Origin of the sequence: Syntrophomonas sp. UBA1041, from assembly GCF_002316705.1 — a bacterium.
In the GTDB taxonomy this organism is placed as follows: domain Bacteria; phylum Bacillota; class Syntrophomonadia; order Syntrophomonadales; family Syntrophomonadaceae; genus DTU019.
This window is the reverse complement of sequence record NZ_DCEA01000063.1, coordinates 1-22,166: the sequence shown is the minus strand read 5'-3', so window position 1 is coordinate 22,166 and position 22,166 is coordinate 1. Positions and strand designations below refer to the sequence as shown.

The 22,166-nt window shown below is 52.3% G+C and carries 26 protein-coding genes and 1 riboswitch; of the genes, 6 read left to right on the top strand and 20 right to left on the bottom strand.

The features are described from left to right. Positions 1-70 precede the first annotated feature (70 nt). Entirely contained in the window at positions 71-1,432 is a 1,362-nt protein-coding gene (locus B2633_RS09020) for a TrpB-like pyridoxal phosphate-dependent enzyme (RefSeq protein ID WP_483170273.1), read from the bottom strand. 151 nt (positions 1,433-1,583) lie between these two features. After that, positions 1,584-1,694, top strand: a riboswitch (TPP riboswitch). 60 nt (positions 1,695-1,754) lie between these two features. On the opposite strand from B2633_RS09020, the gene B2633_RS09015 reads away from it, so the two are divergent. From B2633_RS09015 to B2633_RS09000, 4 genes are read left to right on the top strand one after another with little or no spacing between them, the layout of a single operon-like run. After that, positions 1,755-2,045 carry a thiamine-binding protein gene (locus B2633_RS09015; RefSeq protein ID WP_483170272.1) on the top strand — a complete coding sequence of 97 codons (291 nt, stop codon included), beginning with the start codon at positions 1,755-1,757 and terminating at the stop codon, positions 2,043-2,045. After that, positions 2,017-2,799 (top strand): ABC transporter permease, encoded by a 783-nt coding sequence (locus B2633_RS09010; protein WP_483170271.1) that lies wholly within the window; start codon positions 2,017-2,019, stop codon positions 2,797-2,799. Before B2633_RS09015 ends, B2633_RS09010 begins: the two co-directional genes overlap by 29 nt. A 12-nt stretch (positions 2,800-2,811) precedes the next feature. After that, complete coding sequence (locus tag B2633_RS09005; RefSeq protein ID WP_483170270.1) at positions 2,812-3,804, top strand: ABC transporter substrate-binding protein; 993 nt, start codon at positions 2,812-2,814, stop codon at positions 3,802-3,804. Between the two features lie 24 nt (positions 3,805-3,828). Continuing rightward, on the top strand, positions 3,829-4,554 hold the full coding sequence (locus B2633_RS09000) for an ABC transporter ATP-binding protein (RefSeq protein WP_483170268.1): 726 nt from the start codon (positions 3,829-3,831) through the stop codon (positions 4,552-4,554). A gap of 3 nt (positions 4,555-4,557) precedes the next feature. Here the strand turns inward: B2633_RS09000 and B2633_RS08995 are convergent, their stop codons facing one another. The 12 genes from B2633_RS08995 to B2633_RS08940 all read right to left on the bottom strand — a co-directional run bounded on the left by B2633_RS08995 (position 4,558) and on the right by B2633_RS08940 (position 13,574). After that, positions 4,558-5,553, bottom strand: coding sequence for an acyl-CoA dehydratase activase (locus B2633_RS08995; RefSeq protein WP_483170267.1), 996 nt, complete (start codon positions 5,551-5,553; stop codon positions 4,558-4,560). After that, positions 5,531-6,661 carry a CoA protein activase gene (locus B2633_RS08990; RefSeq protein WP_483170323.1) on the bottom strand — a complete coding sequence of 377 codons (1,131 nt, stop codon included), beginning with the start codon at positions 6,659-6,661 and terminating at the stop codon, positions 5,531-5,533. Before B2633_RS08990 ends, B2633_RS08995 begins: the two co-directional genes overlap by 23 nt. Next, positions 6,621-7,637, bottom strand: coding sequence for an acyl-CoA dehydratase activase-related protein (locus B2633_RS08985; RefSeq protein WP_483170266.1), 1,017 nt, complete (start codon positions 7,635-7,637; stop codon positions 6,621-6,623). Before B2633_RS08985 ends, B2633_RS08990 begins: the two co-directional genes overlap by 41 nt. 19 nt (positions 7,638-7,656) lie before the next feature. Further along, the gene (locus tag B2633_RS08980; protein WP_483170264.1) at positions 7,657-8,259 is read right to left on the bottom strand and encodes a stage V sporulation protein AE; all 603 of its coding nucleotides are present in this window, start codon (positions 8,257-8,259) and stop codon (positions 7,657-7,659) included. Between the two features lie 3 nt (positions 8,260-8,262). Continuing rightward, positions 8,263-8,622 carry a stage V sporulation protein AE gene (gene spoVAE, locus B2633_RS08975; RefSeq protein ID WP_481040516.1) on the bottom strand — a complete coding sequence of 120 codons (360 nt, stop codon included), beginning with the start codon at positions 8,620-8,622 and terminating at the stop codon, positions 8,263-8,265. Positions 8,623-8,650: 28 nt separating this feature from the next. After that, positions 8,651-9,661, bottom strand: a complete 1,011-nt coding sequence (gene spoVAD / locus B2633_RS08970; RefSeq protein WP_483170263.1) for a stage V sporulation protein AD — start codon at positions 9,659-9,661, stop codon at positions 8,651-8,653. A gap of 17 nt (positions 9,662-9,678) precedes the next feature. After that, positions 9,679-10,143: a stage V sporulation protein AC gene (gene spoVAC, locus B2633_RS08965; protein ID WP_483170261.1), complete on the bottom strand. Its 465-nt coding sequence runs from the start codon at positions 10,141-10,143 to the stop codon at positions 9,679-9,681. A gap of 122 nt (positions 10,144-10,265) precedes the next feature. Next, a complete protein-coding gene (locus tag B2633_RS08960; protein ID WP_481042984.1) occupies positions 10,266-10,454 on the bottom strand; it encodes a dodecin family protein in 189 nt (62 codons plus the stop codon). 143 nt (positions 10,455-10,597) lie between these two features. Beyond that, a complete protein-coding gene (locus B2633_RS08955; protein WP_483170260.1) occupies positions 10,598-11,329 on the bottom strand; it encodes a SigB/SigF/SigG family RNA polymerase sigma factor in 732 nt (243 codons plus the stop codon). A 13-nt stretch (positions 11,330-11,342) separates the two neighbouring features. Further along, positions 11,343-11,786 carry an anti-sigma F factor gene (gene spoIIAB / locus B2633_RS08950; protein ID WP_481040524.1) on the bottom strand — a complete coding sequence of 148 codons (444 nt, stop codon included), beginning with the start codon at positions 11,784-11,786 and terminating at the stop codon, positions 11,343-11,345. 32 nt (positions 11,787-11,818) lie between these two features. Continuing rightward, the gene (gene spoIIAA, locus B2633_RS08945; RefSeq protein ID WP_481040526.1) at positions 11,819-12,151 is read right to left on the bottom strand and encodes an anti-sigma F factor antagonist; all 333 of its coding nucleotides are present in this window, start codon (positions 12,149-12,151) and stop codon (positions 11,819-11,821) included. A gap of 274 nt (positions 12,152-12,425) precedes the next feature. Beyond that, positions 12,426-13,574 carry a D-alanyl-D-alanine carboxypeptidase family protein gene (locus B2633_RS08940; protein ID WP_483170259.1) on the bottom strand — a complete coding sequence of 383 codons (1,149 nt, stop codon included), beginning with the start codon at positions 13,572-13,574 and terminating at the stop codon, positions 12,426-12,428. 137 nt (positions 13,575-13,711) lie between these two features. Here B2633_RS08940 and B2633_RS08935 point away from each other — a divergent pair, with 137 nt between their 5' ends. Both B2633_RS08935 and B2633_RS08930 read left to right on the top strand, forming a co-directional pair. After that, positions 13,712-14,680 (top strand): MBL fold metallo-hydrolase, encoded by a 969-nt coding sequence (locus B2633_RS08935; protein WP_483170258.1) that lies wholly within the window; start codon positions 13,712-13,714, stop codon positions 14,678-14,680. A 104-nt stretch (positions 14,681-14,784) separates the two neighbouring features. Continuing rightward, on the top strand, positions 14,785-15,213 hold the full coding sequence (locus B2633_RS08930; protein ID WP_483170257.1) for a hypothetical protein: 429 nt from the start codon (positions 14,785-14,787) through the stop codon (positions 15,211-15,213). Positions 15,214-15,242: 29 nt separating this feature from the next. Here the strand turns inward: B2633_RS08930 and B2633_RS08925 are convergent, their stop codons facing one another. The 7 genes from B2633_RS08925 to B2633_RS08895 all read right to left on the bottom strand — a co-directional run. After that, complete coding sequence (locus tag B2633_RS08925) at positions 15,243-16,349, bottom strand: iron-containing alcohol dehydrogenase family protein (protein WP_483170256.1); 1,107 nt, start codon at positions 16,347-16,349, stop codon at positions 15,243-15,245. 65 nt (positions 16,350-16,414) lie between these two features. Further along, positions 16,415-17,725: a thymidine phosphorylase gene (locus B2633_RS08920; protein WP_483170255.1), complete on the bottom strand. Its 1,311-nt coding sequence runs from the start codon at positions 17,723-17,725 to the stop codon at positions 16,415-16,417. Continuing rightward, positions 17,722-18,900 carry a phosphopentomutase gene (locus B2633_RS08915; protein ID WP_483170254.1) on the bottom strand — a complete coding sequence of 393 codons (1,179 nt, stop codon included), beginning with the start codon at positions 18,898-18,900 and terminating at the stop codon, positions 17,722-17,724. Before B2633_RS08915 ends, B2633_RS08920 begins: the two co-directional genes overlap by 4 nt. A 106-nt stretch (positions 18,901-19,006) precedes the next feature. After that, a complete protein-coding gene (gene xerD / locus B2633_RS08910; RefSeq protein ID WP_483170253.1) occupies positions 19,007-19,915 on the bottom strand; it encodes a site-specific tyrosine recombinase XerD in 909 nt (302 codons plus the stop codon). Between the two features lie 46 nt (positions 19,916-19,961). Further along, a complete protein-coding gene (locus B2633_RS08905) occupies positions 19,962-20,222 on the bottom strand; it encodes a hypothetical protein (protein WP_483170252.1) in 261 nt (86 codons plus the stop codon). Positions 20,223-20,237: 15 nt separating this feature from the next. Next, positions 20,238-20,846, bottom strand: a complete 609-nt coding sequence (gene spoIIM, locus B2633_RS08900) for a stage II sporulation protein M (protein ID WP_481040544.1) — start codon at positions 20,844-20,846, stop codon at positions 20,238-20,240. Positions 20,847-21,016: 170 nt separating this feature from the next. Next, on the bottom strand, positions 21,017-22,166 hold a 1,150-nt coding region (locus B2633_RS08895; RefSeq protein ID WP_483170251.1), incomplete at its 5' end, for a putative manganese-dependent inorganic diphosphatase.

Sequence of the window (22,166 nt, the reverse complement as noted above, 5' to 3'; positions counted from 1 at the left end):
ACCCCTGGCTTATTCAAATTATGCCTGAATGATAGATGGTACGTATAAAAGTTTGAAAGACAAATACAGCCTAAACCTGCGGGAGATTGCTGAGGCTCTTCTGCAGTTCCTCCTCAGGGAAATCAACGTCTTCGGTGATGCCTGCGAGGAAGTTGTCATATGCGCCCAGATCAAGGTTGCCATGCCCGCTGAGGTTGAAGACGATGGTGCGCTGTACCCCCTGCTCTCTTGCCTTCAGGGCTTCGTCGATGGTTACCCGGATGGCATGAGAGGACTCGGGAGCAGGGATAATGCCTTCGGTCCGGGCAAATAACTGCGCGGCCTGGAAAACCCCATTTTGATAAACCGCGACAGCTTCAATCAGGCCGTCATGATACAATTGGCTCACCAGGGGCGATTCGCCGTGATAGCGCAGTCCTCCGGCGTGAATTCCGGGAGGGCTGAAACTGCTCCCCAGGGTGTACATTTTCAACAACGGGGTAAACCCGGCTACATCGCCGTAATCATAAGCGAATACCCCTCTGGTCAGGGTCGGGCAGGCGGCCGGCTCGACCGCGATGAGGCGAAGTTGGCCGCCCTTCAATTTGTCCGGGATAAATGGAAAAGCGATCCCGGCGAAGTTGCTGCCACCGCCGCAGCAGCCTATCACAATGTCGGGATACTCATCCGCCATTTCCAGCTGCAGCCTGGCTTCCTGCCCGATAATGCTTTGGTGCAGGCAGACGTGGTTGAGAACGCTGCCCAGTGAGTAATTGGTATCCTCACGCCCGGCGGCGTCTTCCACCGCCTCGCTGATGGCCAGGCCCAGAGTACCGGGCATATCCGGGTTCTGGGCTAAAGCCTTGCGTCCGCTTTCGGTCAACGGGCTGGGACTGGGCACGCACTTGGCGCCATAAACCTCCATGGCTACGCGCCGGTAGGGCTTCTGATAATAGCTGACTTTAACCATGTAAACCATGGCTTCGATATCATACATTTTGCAGGCCAGGGATAAGGCCGTGCCCCATTGACCGGCCCCGGTTTCAGTAGTCAGGCGTTTGATCCCCTGGGCTTTATTGTAGAACACCTGGGGCAGGGCCGAGTTCAGTTTGTGGCTGCCCACCGGGCTTACGCCTTCATATTTATAATAAATATGACAGCTGGTATCCAGGGCTTTTTCCAGACCATGAGCCCTGAACAGCGGGGAAGGCCTCCACTTTTTATAAATCTCCCGCACTTCCCGGGGTATTTCGATATACCTCTCAGTGGATACTTCCTGCATGATCAATTCCCGCGCAAAAAGCGGTTCTAAATCAGCTGGCGCCAGGGGCTGTTTGCTATGAGGATTTAAACCCGGTGATAATGGTGTGGGCATATCCGCCTGAACATTGTACCAGAATTTCGGCAATTTCTCTTCAGGCAAAATGATTTTGGTGAGCTGTTCTCTACTCATCTCAGCTTCGCTCCTCTCATCTTATAAAAATATGATCTCCGCAGCGGCACGGGCCACTTTGAGGTTAGTATAGCACAGCAGTAAATATTTCAACAAGAATGTTTATATGATTACAGGTTGATTATCAGCGCCTCAGGGGAGTATAATAATTCAAACTACAAAGGGGAGCTGGAGCCATCCGGCTGAGAGTGGGTTAAATGCGGCCCTGACCCTTGAACCTGATCTGGGTAATGCCAGCGTAGGAACTAAGAGCCGATTGGTTCGCGCGAGACCGCTTTATTCAGATTAGCGGTCTCAATTATTTTGTAAAGGAGGAGATGGAATGGCAAATGCCAACCTCAGTCTGCAGGTTCTGCCCCGAGTAGCTGCGGAGCGGGTGTATGATGTTGTCGACCGGGTGATAGAGATGATTCAGGGCAGCGGCTTGCCTTACGCGGTCGGGCCTATGGAGACTACCATTGAGGGTGATATCGAGATTTTGCTGGAGCTGGTAAAAAAAGCTCAGGACATCTGCATTGCTGAAGGCGCTTCCTCGGTGATGTCGGTCATTAAGATCGACTACCGTCCGGACGGAGTAACCATTGATGAGAAGATACATAAATACCGCCCCTAAATTATACCCGGTCCTGGTTGTAATCCTGGCCATAGTGCTTTGGGATGCGGGGGTCAGGGTGAGCCGGGTGCCGGTTTGGATCCTGCCCGGCCCCGGGCAGGTGCTGCAGGCTATGGTTAACCATGCGGCACTGTTGTGGCATCATACCCAGACCACCCTGATGGAAGCCATGCTGGGTTTTGCGGCTTCAATAGCCCTGGCTCTTATCCTGGCACTTTTGCTGCATTACCTGACCTGGCTGTATCAGGCCTTATACCCGATTTTTATCGTATCCCAGACCATACCTCTGATCGTACTGGCGGTCTTGCTGCCGCTGTGGTTCGGCTGGGGCATCCTGCCAAAGATTTTGATTATTATCCTGGTATGCTTTTTCCCCATGGTAATAAATCTCTTTAACGGGCTGCAGTCGGTGGATCCGGATGTCCTGGACCTGTTTCGCTCTATGGGCGCCAAACGTTTAGCAACCTTTCGCATGGTGATTATGCCTGCGGCCCTGCCTTCCTTTTTCGCCGGGCTGCGTATCTCCGCCACCTACAGCATCATGGCTGCGGTAATCGGGGAATGGCTGGGGGCGCAGCGAGGTTTGGGATACTATATGACTTTGCAGCAGAAGGGCTTCGCTATCGACCGGGTTCTGGCGGCGGTGGCGATCATCTGTATATTGAGCTTGCTCTTGGTTAAAGCGGTAGATTTGCTGGAGTACTTGCTGGTCCCCTGGAATCGGAAGATTTATTCTCATCAATTATGGCAATAGGAGGAATATCAAATGAAACATAAAATAGTGGCTTTATTCTTGATGGCAGCGTTGCTGGCCTTACCGGGCTGCGGCAATACTCCCCCAACCCGGCAGGCCCCGTTGCAGAAGGTCACAGTGCTTTTAGACTGGTTTCCCAACACCAATCACACCGGGCTATATGTTGCTCAGCAACAGGGTTATTACCAGGCGGAAGGCCTGGATGTGGAGATCATACAGCCCCCTGAAGGCGGCCAGGTTCAGCTCCTGGCTGCAGGACAGGGCGATTTTGCCATATCAGCCCAGGAAGAGATCATTATGGCCCGCTCGCAGGGCATACCGGTGGTGGCCGTAGCCGCCGTCATCCAGCATAATACCTCCGGTTTTGCGGCCCCGCAGGACCGCGGCGTTAAAGCCCCGGCTGATTTTGAGGGCAAAACGTATGGAGGCTGGGGGTCCCCGGCGGAGGAGGCGGTTTTAAAATCCTTGATGAATAAATACCAGGCTGATTTCAGTAAGCTCAAGGTTTTAAACATCGGTTCAGCCGATTTTTTCACCAGCGTCCAAAAGGATATAGACTTTGCCTGGATTTTCTGGGGCTGGACCGGCATTGAGGCGGAACTTAAGAATATGCCTCTGAGCTTTATCAGCCTGCGTGAGGTCGAACCCCGCCTGGATTATTACACCCCGGTTCTGGTCAGCCGTGAGAACCTGCTAAACAGCAACCCGGACCTGGCAAAAAGGTTCATGAAGGCCACCAGCCGCGGTTATCAGTATGCGATACAAGACCCCGATAAAGCCGCGGAAATACTCCTGGGCAAAATACCTGAACTGAACCGCGATTTGGTTATTAACAGCCAGCGTTATCTGGCTGCCCAGTACCAGGCTGACGCCTCCCGCTGGGGAGAAATGCAAGCCGGGGTATGGCAGGGGTATGCTGATTTCATGTTTGAGAACGGACTGTTGTCAAGCCAAATTGACACTGCCACGGCCTTCAGCAATGACTTTCTGCCCGCAGCGCAATAGAGTCGGAAACGCAGGTTATTATTGATGATGAAACTAGAGGTAAAAGGGCTGTATAAAACCCTGCAGGGGGTTTTAACTTTAAATGATCTCTCCCTGGGTCTCAAAGAGCATGAGGTGGTCGTCATCCTAGGCCCCAGCGGGTGTGGGAAAAGCACCTTGCTGCATATTATCGCCGGCTTGATGCGTCCTGAACAGGGGCGGGTTTATATGGACGGGCGGGATCATACCGGCAGAACCGGCCGGGTCAGCTATATGCAGCAAAAAGACCTTTTGCTCGATTCCAGAACGATCATCGACAATGTCTCGCTGCCGCTCTTGCTCCGGGGAATCCCCAGGGAGCAAGCCCGGCGGCAGGCGGCAGCACACCTGGACGACTTCGGCCTGACCGGTTTTGCAAACTATTACCCCCGGCAGTTATCCGGGGGTATGAAACAACGGGCCGCCCTATTAAGAACCTACCTTTTTAGCAGCGACATCCTGTTATTGGATGAACCTTTTGCCGCCTTGGACGCTATTACGCGCCGCAAGATGCATCTTTGGCTTGTCGATCTGCAGCAGCGCTTTCGCTCCTCGGTTTTATTTGTCACCCATGACATAGAGGAGGCTTTTCTGATCGCATCCCGCATATATGTGCTCTCCGCTCGTCCCGCACAGGTGCGTCTGGAAATCGATATGAAGGCGGAACCCCATTCTCCGCTCTCGCTATACCAGGTTAAAGAACGGATTCTGGCAGTGCTGGAAGAAGATTGAGCCTTACCCCACCACCGCTTGCTCTTGGGCGGCCGGCTTGAGCGAAGTGTCCCATTTACGGCAGCGGTCGCCCCAATAGGCCAGAACCTCGCGGTCGCGCATTATACAGGCCACCTCGCAAAGGTTGGGGCATCCCTGGCAATCCAGACTGCGGGTTTGAAAATCGCCTTCCAAAACAAAATCGTCCCCTCTGAACCGGCTGTTTTTCATCTTTTGCGCCGTTTCTTCCCGGGCCAGTATGGCGGCGCCTACGGCGCCCATCACGTCATGATGCCGGGGAACGGCGACCGGCAGGGCCAGGGCCTTTTCAAAAGCCTTTCTGATGCCCCGGTTGGCAGCCACTCCGCCCTGGAATACCACCGGGCTGAGGATTTTTTTGCCTTTGCCCACATTGTTCAAATAATTCCTCACCAGGGCTTCACACAGACCCATAAGTATATCACTCATGGGATAGCCCATTTGCTGCTTGTGTATCATGTCAGACTCGGCAAACACCCCGCAGCGTCCTGCAATACGGACCGGCCGGGTAGACGCCAGGGCTTGCTCACCCAGATGCTCGATCGGCAAACCCAGCCGCGCCGCCTGCTGATCCAAAAAAGAACCGGTGCCTGCGGCGCAAACCGTGTTCATAGCGAAGTCATGCACGATGCCATCCCGTAAGATGATTATCTTGGAATCCTGCCCCCCTATCTCAATAACCGTCTGGCAGGCCGGATCGTAGTGGCAGGCCGCCACCGCATGGGTAGTGATCTCATTTTTCACCACATCGGCCCCCAGCATGATGTCCGCCAGGTGTCTGCCGCTTCCGGTGGCCCCTACACCCGCAATTCTGGCGTCTTGAGGCATTGTATTGCGCAGCGCCAGATAACCTTCGCGGATGGCATTGACGGGATGCCCGTTGGTTCGCAAATAAACCTTGGCCTTCACCTCTTGATTATAATCCAGCAGCACGAAATTACTGCTGACTGAGCCGATATCAACCCCTAGGAAATACTGCACTGTTTGTTCCTCCTTGTTGAAAAATACGGTAATTGCCCGGGGCCGCTTTGCGGCGCCTGAGCATATCGGTAAAGGCCTCCAAACGGGTTTGGATTCCGGCATTGCCGGAATGTTCATCAAAATACATGGTCATACAGGGAATCTGTTCTTCTTTGGCCACCCGGATCAATATGGTTTGGGCCACTATTTCCGGCATGCAGGTCAGGGGACCGACCTGAATCACCCCGTCATAACCTTCATGGGCGAAATCCACTGTGGTGCCAACCGTCTCCAAGCCGTGTCCCCCTACACTGCTGGCCAGGTAGGGGCGGGCGCAACCGGTTATGTACGGTTTGCGCGATTTGATCAGATATCCTTTAAACAAATGATCGTTTAACCACTCTGTCAGACGGATCGAATTAGTGACCTCCGCATTGAGCCGGCCCAGACTGCGGGCAATATATTGATTGGAGTAAGGTTCCAAAACCGTATAGACTTCCCCCACCAGCCCTATGCGCAATACCGGCTCATGGTGCTGTTCCAGCCGGTTCCAGCTGCCGATGGCATCGGATACGAATTCATCTATGATTTTGCGGCTCTGCGCCTGATCAATATGTAATAGGGCCTGATCCCACAGTTGTTCGGCCCGGTCTTTTTCCGTGGTGCGGGGCAGGATATAAAGGTAATGCTCCTCCGCCTTTTCCAATGCGGCCAGTTTATACCAGGCAAAACGTATGGCCTGTACAGCCTCCAAAAAAGACACATTTTCACCCAGCCGCTTAAGCTGATCTATAAGCTGGGATACTTTGGAATCAGGCGCTTCCAATATAACCATTTGAAAATCATAGCCCAGCTCCTGCAGTATATCCCTTTGCACTTGAGCATAATATCCGAATCTGCATGGCCCCCAGCCCCCTGCCATTAAAATGGTATCGGCGCCGGCCTGAAGCGCTTCGATATAATTGCCCAGGCCGATTTTTAAAGGCAGGCAGGTGAATTCCGGAGCATGTTTAATGCCCAGAGCCAGGGTATGCTCGGTAATAGGAGGCGGAACCACCACCTCACGACGCAGCCCCTCCAGCAGGGATTTAATGGGAATGTGCATGAAACCCATATGGGGAAAGGTCACTTTCAAACCCTTGCACCTTCTTTCTTCTCAACATGTCGCAAAAGGCTTCCAATCTGGTTACCAGGCCTCCTTCGCCGCTGTGCTCGTCTATAGTCACCAGCATAAATGGTTTATGCCTCACCTTGCGGGCTACAATGTCACCTACCATGGAATCCGGCCCACAGCCGAAACAGGCCAGGTATACTATGCCATCGATTTCAGGGCTTTTATCCATTACCAGGGCCGATCCCACTATCTTTCTGCCCAGGGTCCAAAACATTTTTTTAGGAAGCCGGGCGGCTTCCTCTTCCAGGTGTTCCCGGAGGCAGGACTCCAGAAACACCACTTTACACCCCATTTGCCTCAGTTTATCGGTCAACTGCAAGCTGATGGCAGGATCATACAGTGAATAACCGTGGCCTAAAACCCCCACACAGATATCGCTATCCGGGGACTCAGCCGCCGCTTCCCCATGTTTTTCCCATAGTTCGATGGCTTCCAGAGGCGAATAGCCTTGCCGGGTCCAAACCCGCATCCGCTTCATCTCGCGCAGGCCATGTTCATAAGCGGCCAGGATGCTTTTCTTGCTGCCGTTAAACAAGCCGCCGACCCGATAGATATCTCTCCATAATTGCCGGGTATCACGGCTGCAGTCAACAGTGATATCTATCAAGGGCGGGCAGTCCGGCCAATTGGCCCGAATCATATCGGGGACTCCCATGAATTTGGGACATATATAGCTTCTCATCTCCGTACTTATCAAACGGGGGGCCAGGATGTAATCAGGCTGTTTTTCGATAAGTTCACTGACGTGTCCGAAGTATACTTTTATGGGCAGACAGCATTCATCAACAGTATTTTCTATACCATGGTCGATGGTCTTCCTGCTGGTAGGGCTGGAAGTTATCACCTCTGCCCCCAGGTCATTAAAAAAGGTTTTCCACAGGGGATACTGGTAAAAATAAAATAATCCCCGCGGTATTCCAACTTGAGTCATGTGCCGTTATCCTCCCTGATTATGTTTTGGGCGACTTGTTCTGAGGATGAGGTTTGGGCCTATGCCTGGAGCGGTCGATGATTTCCTGCAAGCAGCGGCTGGTTATGGCGGCTCCCTGACTCTTGTCATCCCGGCCATTCATCTTGCCCAAATCCCCGCAGCCAACCACCGTAACCTCAGGGTGTTTATGCATGATTTCCACCGTATCTCCCTTAATACGATCGGCTTGAGGTTGACTGTATCCTGCTTTATTGACCGGGACGGAAACCACTTGCCCCTGAGCGGTAACGGAGCAGTCCACCGGGACCCCTTTAACCCGGGTGTCGGATGCAACCGCGGCCACACCCAGAACCTCGATGCGCGGCTCCCGCAAAAGGCATTCCATGACCTCTTCACCGGCTCCGATTCCGGTCTTGCCGTGATCATCCACCATCACTACCACCGGAGCCTTGGGGGCTTGCAATACCTGGCTGATGGCCTCGGGACCGCTCACTGGAGTAGGATTTCCCGCACTCAGTCGTAAAAAGAACAGATCCAGATCGTAGCAAGCTGCTTCCACTGCCGCCTGGGCAGCCTTATCCCCATCAGTTACTATGATTACCGGTACTCGAAGCGATTTCATGCCTTAGCCTTTGGGATTGAAGATAACCGCTACCACATAGCCAAATACAATAGCTGTTGTGATACCGGCCGCAGCCGCTTCAACACCGCCGCTAAAAGCGCCTAACAGGCCTTTGTGCTCCACCGCTTTGAGAGTACCCTGCACCAGAACATGGCCGAAGCCGGATAAAGGCACAGTAGCGCCTGCACCGCCAATATTTACCAGGGGTTGATAAAGGCCCAGGCCGCTCAATATAGCCCCTGCGGATATGTATCCCACCAGAATGTGACCCGGGGTAACAGTGGGTTTGGTGGCATCCATGACAATTTGACCGATGACACATAACAGACCGCCTACTAAAAAAGCCATGTATAAAGGAACCATTAGTGCATTTCCTCCTATCCAACTTGGTCTAGGCCGTTTCTATAGCAACCGCATGGGCAATACTGGGAATAGACTCGCCTTGAAACGAGGTGACCGGACTCATTAAAGCCCCGGTGGCCACTAAAAGCAGTTTATTGATTTCGCCCTTCTGCATCTTTTTTAACAGCGGACCGCAGAGCATACAGGCGCAACACCCGCAGCCGCTGGCGCCGGAGCCTACCGTCTGGCTTTGATCGTAAAGCAAAACCCCACAATCACTGTATTCGGGACTAATGATGCCGTCACGCACGAATAGCTGGCGGGCAATGGCCGATCCAATCTGGCCCAGATCTCCGCTGACAATCAAATCATAATAATCACCGGGCAGATTCAGATCACTTAAATGGGTTTTAATGGTATGGGCCGCGGCAGCGGCCATGGCGCTGCCCATGTCAGACTGGTCTGTCTGGCCCATATCTATGACCTTGCCAACCGTAATGCTCTTGATAGAGGGCCCGCTTCCACTGGCTTCCAGCAGTACAGCCCCGGCTGCGGTAGCGGTCCACTGGGCGGTGGCAGCTTTTTGCACCCCTTGTTCGGTGGGAAAGCGGTATTGTCTTTCAGCAGTATAATGATGGCTGCAGGCTGCGGCCACAATGCGTTCGAAATAGCCTCCATCCATGAGCATAGCCCCTACGCTGAGACCTTCGGACATGGTTGAGCACGCGCCGTATAAGCCCAGAAACGGGATCTCCAGGTCGCGGGCCGCGAAGTTGGAAGCCACGATTTGATTTAAGAGATCCCCGGCCAGGAGCAGGTCAATATCCTCAGGCATGAAATTGCGTTTGTCGACGGCACGGGTGATAGCTTCGCGCAGCATCTTGTGCTCGGCCATTTCCCATGTTTTTTCTCCAAACAGGTAGTCTTCCAAAACTAGATCGAAATCCTGACCCCAGGGTCCCTCGCCTTCTTTAGGGCCTACCACTGAAGCCCAGGCGGTAATTACCGGAGGGCTGTCGAATACTACGGTTTGCTGGCCGCGTTTTTTTCTTCCCGGCATATGGTTGCCTCCCCTTATTATGAAGTCAGAAAGACCTTGATCAATCCCACCAGAACCGCAATGACAAATCCGAACACCAGGGTTGGTCCGGCCACACTGAAAATCCGGGCCCCCACCCCAAAAATATAACCTTCCCTTTTGTACTCCAAGGCGGATGCCACAATCGCATTGGCAAACCCTGTGATAGGCACTATGGAACCGGCTCCGGCATGCTGTCCCAGCTCATTATAATATCCTAAGCCGGTGAACAAGGCCGCCAGGAAAATAAGGATGCAGGAAGCTGATGTGCTGGCATCGGTAAGGCTGACCCCCAGGCTCACCATGTAATTTATTATCCACTGACCTGACATGCAGATGAGTCCCCCCACCACAAAAGCCCAGGCCATATTGCGGGCTAGCTTTGGCTTAGGTCTGATTTGACTGGCCAGATCTTCGTATTCTTGTTTTTCTATTGCTTTTATTTTCTTATCAGGCGTTTCCATATCATGCCTCCTTGCCTAACATATTATGCACATTTTGACAGATTCTTATTCAGCAACGGAGGCCTGGAAAGCATCTAAATCCGTGCTTTCCAGGCCTCCGCGGCAGTTCTAATAAAACGTCCCTACTCTGTATAGGCAATTTTGACGTCGGCTTTATATTCCACAATACGTTCACCCTGGCAACCGGCTGTCCAGTTGATGACCTCTACTCCGGAAATGTTGCGATACTTTTTAGATGCCTGACTTACAGCCTGTTCTATGGCGTCCTGCCAGCTTTTATTGGATTGACCCACGAATTCTGCCACTCTCACCTGCAAAATATAACCTCCTTTATTTTGACTTACAGTATATTTTGCTGAACCTCACACATATTTATTCCCGTAAACATAAAGGGAGGCGTTAACCTGGTGTCACGACAGCACCAGTGATAACGCCTCTCATGGTTTCCTTAACACTATCCCAGCATTTCTTTAAGTTTTGTAATGGCCATCTTTTCGATCCGGGAAACCTGCACCTGCGAAACCCCCAGGTCAGTGGCTATTGCCGACTGGGTTTCGTCTTTAAAAAAGCGGCGCAGTATAACTTCTCGCTCCCGGGCACTGAGTTTACTCAAAGCCTCCCGCAAAGCCATTTGCTCCAAAAGCCGAACGCTGCCTTCCTCATCCCCCAGGCGGTCTATCAATGACGGCGAACCCCGGTCGTCCCCCGGTAAGGCATCATGAATGTAAGCCGGCGCCTGGCAGGCCTCGATGGTTGTCACCACATCTTCCTTGACCATATCCAGTGTGCTGGCAATTTCCGCTACACTGGGCTCACGCCCCAGTTCGCCGCGCAGCTTATCCTGAGCCCAGCGTATCCTGCCATAGTTTTCCTTGATGCTGCGCTGCACTTTGACAATCCCGTCATCGCGCAGGAATTTTTTAATTTCCCCGATTATCATCGGCACCGCATAGGTGGAAAAGCGCACCTGGTATTGAAAATCAAATTTGTCGATAGCTTTCAACAACCCGATGGAACCCACCTGGAACAAGTCTTCATAATCATAACAGGTGTTTTTGAAGCGCTCCATGACCATATATACCAAACCGATATTGGCTTCGTACACTTTGGCCCGGGCGCTGTTGTCGCCGGCTTGAACCCTGGCGAGCAGCTCTTCGGTTTCCTTGTAATTATCATAAGAGGACACCATCATCAACTCCTCATGCCAGGGCTTCCTCGTTTTTCAGAAAAGAGCGTCTCAAGCGCACCGTGGTTCCCTTGCCGGGCGCGGTATCGACCTGCATATCATCGGTAAACGATTTCATAAAGGTGAATCCCAGCCCCATCCGGGTGGGATCGCTGGAATAGGTTGCTTCCATGGCCCGGGGTAAATCCTCTATGCCCCGGCCCCGGTCCTCCACCACGATCTCCAGTACGCCGTGATCATCAATACTCACGATCACTGTAATCATCTGAGTAGGGTTGTTTTCATAGCCGTGAATAATGCAATTGGATACCGCTTCGGATACAACCAGCTTAATCTCTTCGACATCTTCCAGGGTGCAGTCCAATTGCGACGCAAAAGCGCCCACACAAGACCTGGCAAAGGCAATATTCTCCGGGATACTGAAGAATTCAAACCTGACATAATTCCGTACATTCATAGAGTTTCCCGGCTTGCGCCGGCGTCCACCTCCTAGATGTTAATTACTTCTTGTTCACTCTTGTACAGCGGCACCAACCGGTTGACCCCGGAAAAAAACAATATCTTCTCCACCTGTGGTCTGGCGCCAACAATAAACATTCTGCCTTGCTTGGCGGTAATCCTCTTGTAGCGCCCGATCACCACACCCAGGCCGGAACTATCCATAAAAGTGACCTTTTCCAGGTTCAATACCAGGTTCTTAATATTCCTGTCATCGATCCTCTTATCTATTTCGGCGCGCATTTTATCCGCAATGAGCATATCCATTTCACCTGAGACCCGTACCACCAAAGTACTGCGAACTTTTTTAAACTCCAGGCTCATTCTGCTTCTCCCCTCACTGACACGATACTATTCAGTTCATTCTACAGCGCCCGCTTCTTTCCTTCCACAAAATTCCAGCTAATAAAGCTTTGATTCGCCAATAACACCAAAAACGGCGCCCTGTAGGGACGAAGCGGGAACAATGTCTCCTTCCTTCTACAAGTTGAAAAATGGGGACGGTCCTTTTTGTCACCTGGTGACAAAAAACCGTCCCCATTTTCAATTTGGTATCAAAAAAACCTCCCCTGTAAAGGAGCAGGCTGCCGCCATTCGCTTATCTTAAGAGGAACACCCCCTGAAGAAGTTTGAGTATTTCTTTCAATACCCCGGCTTCGGGGACGTCCTGAGCCGCTACCAGGTCAACCTTTTTTACCAGGGTCTGGTCTTTGTATATCTCGATTTCTCCAATCTTCTGATTTTTCACGATGGGGGCATCGACATACCGCGGCAGAACCTGATTGTAAGCAAGGGACTTTTCCTCACCTTTCAAGCAAATTGTGCCAACATCGGCAGCGGCCACTACCTCAATACTGTCGGCTAAACCCTTGCCTACTTTAACCGCTCCGCATACATTGCCCTTTTCGAAAAAGCTCTTATAAGCATGTTTGGCGTAGCCATAATTGAATAAGAGCATGCTGTCCCGGAAGTTTCCGCGCGGCTCCGGCGAGGCCATCACTACCGCGATCAGGCGCAATCCATCCCGTTTCACGGTGGCGGTCAGGCAGTATTTGGCCTCATTGGTCCAACCGGTTTTAAAGCCATCTGCGCCCTGATACCACCACAACAATTTATTGGTATTGAACAACTTGAATTCCCCGTTGCGCAGATCGTATTCTTTAATCGAGCTGTACTCCAACAGCTTGGGATATTTCAGAGCGGCGCGGGCTATGACCGCCATGTCATAGGTTGAGCTGTAATGACCCTCGGCGGGAAGACCATAGGAATTTACAAAATTGGTATCCTGCAGCCCCATCTCCCGGGCGGTTTTATTCATTCGCTCCACAAATGCTTCATGACTTCCTTCGAGATGTTCGGCCACAGCCACACAGGCATCATTAGCCGATCCGACAGCGATGGATATCAGCATCTCCTCCAGACTCAGCTTTTCGCCGGGTTCCAAATAAATCTGGGACCCTCCCATTTTCCAGGCATTTTCGCTGGCAACCACCATGTCGGTCAATGACGCTTTGCCGGCCTCCAGGTCCTGAGCGACTAAAATCAGGGTCATCAGTTTAGTCATGCTGGCCGGCGCCATTTTATTATGCTCATTATGCGCCAGCAGCACCTGGCCGGAATCAGCATCCACCAAGATGTATGATTCCGCTTTGATGTCCAGCGTTTCAGCTTTTGCCGCTGCCGGGAACACCAAACAAATGATGAAAGCGCCGAGGACAATCCAGGCCCAGTTTCTGCCGATTTTCATAGCAGGCGATACCTCCCCAAGATGTCATTAATAGATTATATTTAGGAAATGAGGGTATTATGCTAAGGGGTTTACAGAGTGCAGGAAGATATATGATATACTTTAAGAATATGGATAAAGTTTCGGGGAGATCAGCTATGCCAGAGGAAGTCTTACCGGATATTTATAGAATTGAAGTGCCTTTGCCCAAAAACCCTTTAAAATACACCAATGCCTATCTCATTAAAGGTTCTGAGCGGCACCTGCTGGTAGATACCGGTTTCAACTGGTCGGAGTGCCTTCAGGCCCTTAAGTCAGGGCTTAAGCTGTTTAATGCCTCACTAGACAAAATTGACTTTTTTATAACCCATTTGCATGGCGATCATTCCGGGCTGGTTTATCAGCTTTGTTCCCCGGACGCGCGGGTTTACTGCAGCCGCGTCGATGCCGAACTCTTGATGGAGACCGCTTCTCCTGCTTATGGGCGGGAATCAGACCGCCTCTATAACCGGCACGGTTTCCCGGCAAATATGCTGGGGAAAGGCTACAACAAGCGCGACTATATTTCGGGAGAATTCATGAATTATGTTTACCTGAACCCGAAAGACCGTATTTCCGTAGGCTCATATCGCTTTGAAGCCATACTGACGCCGGGCCACAGCCCGGGGCACCTCTGCCTATATGAACCCTTTCAGCAGATATTGATTTCCGGGGATCATATCCTGGACGATATCACCCCCAACATCACTGCCTGGCCTAATGTGAACGATTCGCTGGGTTCATATTTAAACAGCCTGGAGCAGATTCAGCAATTGCATGTCAAAATGGTATTGCCCGGTCATCGCAGTTTGATCCACAACTGCGCCGCCCGCGTCCGGGAGCTGCAGGAGCACCACCGGGTCAGATTAAATGAAATCATGCAGATTCTGGCCAATGGAGCCCAGACCGCTTATCAGGTAGCGGGTTCGATGACTTGGGATATGCATTACAAAAACTGGAATGAATCCCCGTTGTTCCAACGCTGGTTTGCCACCGGCGAAGCCATCGCGCACCTGGAATACCTCCATAATCAAGGCCAGGTAAAAAAGTCTTCTCAAGAGAAACATTGTTTATTCTCTTTACCCTGATACAGTGGCAAGAAATTTCTTGGCCAAGCGGCCGGTCAAGGAGCGGTTAAGCCGGGATATTGTCAATTCCCCCATTCCAGGGAGGGAAGGAAGGAGCGATAATATTGAAGTATTTTGCTGTTGCCGTACTGGCCATCTTTGTGATCCTGGCTCTGTGTTTGGGACGGCCTGCCTTCCGCGAGGAAACCCGCATCAGGAATCACGCCGATCCCATTGCAGAGCAGATGTTAATGGCGCTCTCACAAAATGATTACCAGAATTTCTCGCTGCACTTTGACGAGCATATGAGAAATACGGTGTCTGAGGCCGAGTTTGATCAGTTCAGCCAAGACATAACCCAAAGCTATGGGGTTTATCAATCAAAAAGCCATTTCAGCACCACAGTCTATCCGCAGACCAGCATGGTGAAATATATTGCCCAATTCAGCAATGTCAGTGGTGGAATAGACGTAACCATTGAATTTTCCAAAACCGAGGGTTCAGATTCAGTACATGGATTCAGCGTGGTTCAGGCCGGGTGGCTGACCCGGTAATCCTGGCTTCGGGGGTAAACCCGCCGCGTCTAACCCAGGCTGAGCCTGAATATATCAACCACATCCTCATCCCGGGGCTGAACCACATTATTGCGGATATTTTTAGCTCGCAAGCAAATCTCCACGAAGTCCTGCTTTTCCTGCTCACTGCAATAGGGCGGTTCACCTGCCAGCTGCTGCATGGTTGCGGCAAAATGCGCTTCATCATCAAAACCGGACGCATCAAGCACCGCCTGCGCCCGAGCCCCGGCCTTGCTGTTGAGATTGAAATGCAGGTAAGCGGGCAGGAGCAGCCCATTGGCGCGTCCGTGAGGCATATCTTTGAAATAGGTGAGGGCATAACCCAGGGCGTGAGGAATGGAGGTGCCGGTCTGGCTGATCACCATGCCGGCTAAAACCGATCCGTAAGAGAGCGCTTCCCGCTCCTCCGCAGCAGGAATATCCTTTGAACATAAGCGGCGCAGCTGCTCCCCCAGGATGCGCAAAGACTCTTCAGCCAATCGGTCGCTGAAGGGGTTGGCTTTAAGGCTTAAATATCCTTCCAGGGCGTGTGAATAAGCATCCATAGCAGTATCCACCGTGATGTGGCGGGGCAGGGTCGCACAATAATCAGGATCCACCAGGGCCAGGGCGGGATACAGCAAAGGGCTGGAAAGATTGCGCTTGCTTTGTATCTTGGGATAGGTGAGGATACTGTACGGAGTTACCTCCGATCCGGTTCCGGCAGTAGTCGGAACCGCAACTGTAGGCAAGGCTGCGGTGAACTCCGCAGCAAACAAGCTTTCATCGTCCAAATCATTGACTGCCAGAACGGCAATAGCTTTGGCTGCGTCCAGCGGAGATCCGCCGCCGACGGCGATCACCACATCAGCCTTAACCTCTCTGGCCAGTTGCGCTCCGGCCCGCACCGTTTCCAGATTCGGATTGGCTTCAACCTGGTCAAAAATCTGGCAACCCAGGCCGGCTCTGCTCAGAGCCTCCTGCACATCCCCAAGAGATCCGTTGAGCCGGCTGGACCTCCCTTCACCTGTCACTAACAAGGCCATGTGCCCCAGTTCCGCAAGCCCGGAGGCCTGCTCAGCTACTACTCCCCTGCCGAAAAAAATCCGGGTCGGGTTAAACCATTGCCAGTACAATGCTATCACCTCTTGCTTATTTTGTAGAAAAACGACTTGTTTATTATTCTGCGATAATTATTCAATCATTCTCCCCGAATAACATCGAAAATCAACGGGGTTAACGGCAAAGCCTGGCTGCCGATCCGGTAAGCCCGGGCCAGTAATTCCTGAGCTGCCGTCATCCGCTCCGGGCGGTTGTAATGCATGATTGCCAGGGGTTCGCCGGCCTCTGCCTTATCTCCGCATTTTTTCAAGAGTTCCACCCCTACGGCATGGTCAATGACGTCATTCAGACTCTCCCGCCCTGCTCCCAGGTGCATAGCTGCCCGTCCGACTGCAAACGCATCGATACGCTGTATAAAACCGCTCCGGTCCGCACACACGGCCTGTTTGAAGCCGGCCTCCGGCAGGCCAAAGCCGGGGCTTTTTTCATCCCAGCTCCCGCCCTGCCAGGCGATGATCTGGCCCAGCTTATCCGCAGCCTTTCCAGAGCTTAAAGTATCCCGGGCCAACCTCCGCGCGGCCTCGAGGCTGTCTGCCTTCTGCCCCAGGAAAATCATCTCTGCGGCCAGATATACGGAAATCTCGGTCAGATCCTGGGGCCCCCGGCCCTGTAAAGTATCCATGGCCTCCCTTACTTCAAGGGCATTCCCTACCATATTCCCCAGTGGCTGTTCCATATCTGTCAAAACTGCCACCATCTTCCTGCCGGCCCCCTGACCGATAGCCACCATTGCCTCTGCCAGGGCCCGGGCGGAGCCGACCTCTTTCATGAAAGCCCCCTGCCCTACCTTGACGTCCAGGACAATAGCGGCTGCGCCGGAAGCCAGCTTCTTGCTCATTATGCTGGAGGCGATGAGAGGGATGCTCTCTACAGTAGCGGTCAGATCGCGAATAGCATAGAGGCGTTTGTCGGCCGGCACCAAATTGCCTGATTGCGAAATAACAGCCGCATGCAAACAGTTGACCTGCTCGATAAACTCTTCATAGCCTTTTTCCACCCGGAATCCGGGAATCGACTCAAATTTGTCAATGGTGCCGCCGGTGTGGCCCAGGCCTCGTCCGGACATTTTGGCAACCGGCACCCCGGCTGCGGCGGCTACCGGAATGGCCACCAGCGTGGTCTTGTCGCCTACGCCGCCGGTACTGTGTTTATCTACAGTGATGCCTTTGACAGGCGACAAATCCATGCTGTCGCCGGAGCGCGCCATAGCCAGGGCCAGCCAGGTGGTCTCATCACTGTCCATTCCTTGAAAATAAACGGCCATAGCCCAGGCAGAAATCTGGTAATCCGGCATGCTCCCATCGCTTATACCTTTGACGACCACATTGATCTCAGCCTCACTGAGCTTTGATCCATCGCGTTTTTTCATTATTAAGTCCTGGTAATTCATGACAACCCTTTCAATTCCTTATAAAAACTTCGGCCGGCCAACCCTTGAACCGGTATCTCCAGGTGTTCGGCTATGGTCTGGCCTACATCGCTAAACCCGCGCCGCCGCCCTAGCTCCACCCCTCCGGGGAAGGCGGGCCCATATACCAGCAAAGGCACATATTCCCGGGAATGATCGGTACTGGGTGTAGTGGGATCATTGCCGTGATCAGCCGTAATGATCAGAAGATCCTCCCGGTGCATCAACTGCATAATCTCTGCCAGGGCTTCATCGAACAGGGTCAATGCCTGGGCATATCCCGACACATTATTCCTATGCCCGTAAACCTGGTCAAAATCGAGCAGGTTGGCAAAAATCAGACTGCTGTCCGCCTCGCCCAGGGCTGATTTGAGCAACTCGATGCCGTCTTCATTACAAGTGGTGGGACGGCTGTCGCTGACCCCGCGCCCCCCGAATAAATCCTTAATCTTGCCTATGCCGACCACCCTGCCGCCGGCTTCTTCAATAAAGTCCAGTATATTCCTGGGAGGGACTAAAGAATAGTCATGACGGTTGCTGGTACGTTGCAAGCTCCCGGGTTGTCCAATGAAAGGGCGGGCGATGACCCGGCCTACGGCATGCTCGCCTTGCAGCAATTCCCGGGCAGTCTTGCACATGGCATACAGTTCCTCCACGGGAATTACATCCTCATGGGCGGCTATCTGAAACACGCTGTCGGCAGAGGTATAAACGATGGGACAGCCGGTTTTTATGTGTTGGTCCCCCAGGCGTTCGATGATTTCGGTGCCGGATGCGACAACATTGCCCAAACTCTTGCGCCCGGTCTGCTCTTCAAATGATTTGATAATCTCTTCCGGGAACCCTTTCCCATAGGTGGGAAACGGCTGGCTCAAGACCACTCCCATAATCTCCCAATGCCCGGTAGTGCTGTCTTTTCCTTTAGACAACGGCTCCATAAACCCATAAGCCCCAATCGGTGCGGGTTGAGCGCTCACCCCCGGTATCCTGGCCAGATGCCCCAGTCCCAGGCTGGCCATATTGGGAAGTGCCAATCCATTCAGCACCGCAGCAGTATTGACCAGCGAGTTACTGCCCTCATCTCCGTACAGGGCAGCATCCGGAGCGGCGCCAATCCCAACCCCGTCCAGGATAATCAGTATAGCCCTTCTCTTCATTGCAAACCTCCTTGGTCGGTCTCAATATTATCAACCTGTCGTATAATGCCATGAATTATGATCATAGCTTACCCCAAATGAACCTGAGCATTAAGAGGGGTAAGCATCAGGCGCGGGGATGATAAAGCTGATACACCTCAAGAAGCCGGGAGCGGGTCAGATGGGTGTAGATCTGCGTGGTGGAAATGTCAGCGTGGCCCAGCATTTCCTGTACAGAACGCAAATCCGCCCCGTTTTCCAAAAGGTGGGTGGCAAAGGAATGACGCAGGGTATGGGGGGTGATATCCTTGTCCAGGCCGGCTTTCTGCGCATATCCGCTCAGAATTTTAAAGTAACCCTGCCGGCTCATACTGCTGCCGCGGGCATTGAGGAACAGGGTGTGCTGTCTAAGATTTTTGAGCAAAAGCGGGCGGCCGTGCGCCAGGTAATGTTCCACCCAGCGGAGGGCGCTGCCGTTTACGGGAACAATCCGTTCTTTGCGGCCTTTGCCCAGACAGCGCAAAAAACCTGCAGTTAAGTTGATATCGTTGACCTCCAGGGCCAGCATTTCGGACACCCGTATCCCGGTGCCGTACATTAATTCCAGCATAGCCCGGTCCCGCAAACCGCGTGGTATGGCCACCGGCGGGATCTCCATCAGGCGGTCTACTTCGGATACCGTAAGAACCCGGGGCAAATGGCGTTTGATACGCGGGTTTTCTAAATCCAGGGCAGCATTATGGGTTATCAGCCCCTCCAGGATAAGAAACTTGAAAAAGCCTTTGATGCTGGAAAGGCTGCGGGCAATGGTGGAATGAGCCTGACCCTTATCCAGCTGCCAGGTCAAAAAAGCCATGATATCCTGTTTATTAAGCTCAACCGGATCAACGCTCCGACCAGTACTTTCGAGAAAAGCATACAATTTGGTAAGGTCGCGCCGATAGGCTTCCCGGCTGTTGAGTGACAAACCTTTCTCATAGTCAAGGTATTCAATAAAAGCTTCAAGGCAGGTTAACATGGCCCAAGTTTCTTTCATTTTTTTATTCTATTAGACATCTTTAAAAACTTTTCCTGCACCTCCTCTATTCCTCATAGTAAAATTCCTGCAGTTTAAAGACAAACTGATCCACCAGCTGCTGGAACCTGGAATTCTTTTCGCCGTTTTCCACCCTCATAGGATTCCCGCTGGGCTGTTCATCCTGGAACCAGGTGCTTATAACCGGAACCTGTTCATAGAGGAGACCGGTCACCAGCGGCATGGCAGCGGCAAAGACTGCAATTAAAGCGATTACAGCGAGAATTTTGACCAATTTCTTTTTCCAATTTCCGACCAGAATAACCAATTCAGACACCTCCCATTATTTTATAAAGCTATGTAAAAGCCAGGGTACCAGGTAGGCTTCAATAAAGGCCCCCAGCATAAATACCAGCATCAGGACGCCGAACAGCGAGGTATATCCCAAAAGGCTAACCCCTAAGGGGGCTTTGCGGTAGCTGCGCCCCCGCACGATATACAGCGAGAAGTTTACCGCCACAACGGACACGATCAGCAAAACCGGAATATAGATGAGGTTTTGCGGCAGAAGTGAGATAAAGGTTAATAATACCCCCTGACCGGCCTTTTCCTGAAACAGAAACCCCACCGTGAATCCCAGCGAAAAGCCCCGCATGAAGATCACCGCCAGGATAAGGGGGATGCCTATCACCGTCAGTCCCAAGGCCCAGATGGCCAGCATAAACCGGCCCTGATTGATCAAAGCGCTGACAAAAACGGTGGGGCCGTATACTCCTTCCTGGCCCCCCAGATAGAGATCGATCATTTGCAGCAGCCGCTCTCGGACCGCTCCGTCCAGGTCGCCCACTTTGAAGGCTCCCATGATTAATCCCAACGTAAAAAGCGCTACCACCATGCAGTACTGGATGCGGTTTTCGCGAAAATGCTCTTTTAATTTAAAACGTAAGTTCATGCACTAATCTCCCTGGCGAGGCATTTTCCGTGGCATATAAATTGGCAGCCAAGCATGGCCTGTAACAATAATATTTTAGCCATGGTAACTTTATGCAAAAAGAAAAAGGCCTGAGATGTCGATTCTCAAGCCCCCGGCAGGTACTGTTCATTTTCGGTTTTCGAAATGCTCTATACGATTTGTTTTTGCCTGATATGCTGAATGATAACCGGAACCACCTGCTTCTTCCTGGACATTACCCCGTCCAGTGCCATTACCCCCTGTTGGGCCTGGCTTTGAAAAGCGGCTTCCAACAATATGGCTTGCGGACCCGCGATGAGCAGCTCGGTGCATTCCTCCAGAATAGCGGTGACCATCAAACACATGAAATCATAGCCGCGGGACTGGCACAGTGCCTCCATAGCCCGGCGCAGTTCCTGCTGACGGTGGTGCAGCTGGTGCAGCTCCAGGGTCTCGATTTGAGCGATGGCGAAGAGCAGGTGATCCTGTTGATATTCCTTTAAATCAGAGGTTATCATGCTGAGCTCATCCTGTTCGTCAAAATGCCTTCCCTTTTCCAGGATGGTTTTTCCCCATTGCAGCCCGTTCAGTCCCGCTATTTGCTCCAGTTGCCGGGCGATCTTGCGGTCTTTTTCCGTGGTAGTGGGCGATTTGAACAACATGGTATCGGTCATGATGCCGGCCAGCATCAAACTCGCGTAGCTCTTGTCGCAAGGCACCCGGCTATTAAAGAAATGCTCGGCAACCAAGGTACAGGTCGACCCGACCGGCTGATTATAAAAATATATCGGGGACAGGGTCTGCAGATCGCCCACCCGGTGATGGTCGATAATCTCTACGATCTCTGCTTCTTCAATCCCGTCAATGGCTTGTTTGCTCTCATTATGATCCACCAGAATGAGCTGCTTGCGGCGCATGGCCAAAAGGTTGTAGCGCGAGATCATGCCCAGGAAGCGGTGCTGTTCGCCTACTACCGGATAATTGCGGAAACGGGTGCTCAACATACTCCTTTTGATCTCTTCAATGGTATCGTCGTGTTCGAAAAGAACCAGATCCTGGCTTTTCATCACCTCACCCACCCGCAAGGCCAGGAGTCGGCTCAGCACTGCCGGAGTTTCTGCAATATCGATGCCCGAACCCAACTGCTCCAGGAACAGCAGGGCCATATCGCCGATGGTAACCAGGCCTAGAAACTTGGCATCCTCATCTACCACCGGAACGGTTTTGATATTCTGCTCACGCATCAATTTGCCCAGTGTCGTCAGATCAACATCAGCCCTGGTAGTGGTTATGGGCTTGCTGTTCCTGGAGCAGTTGGGT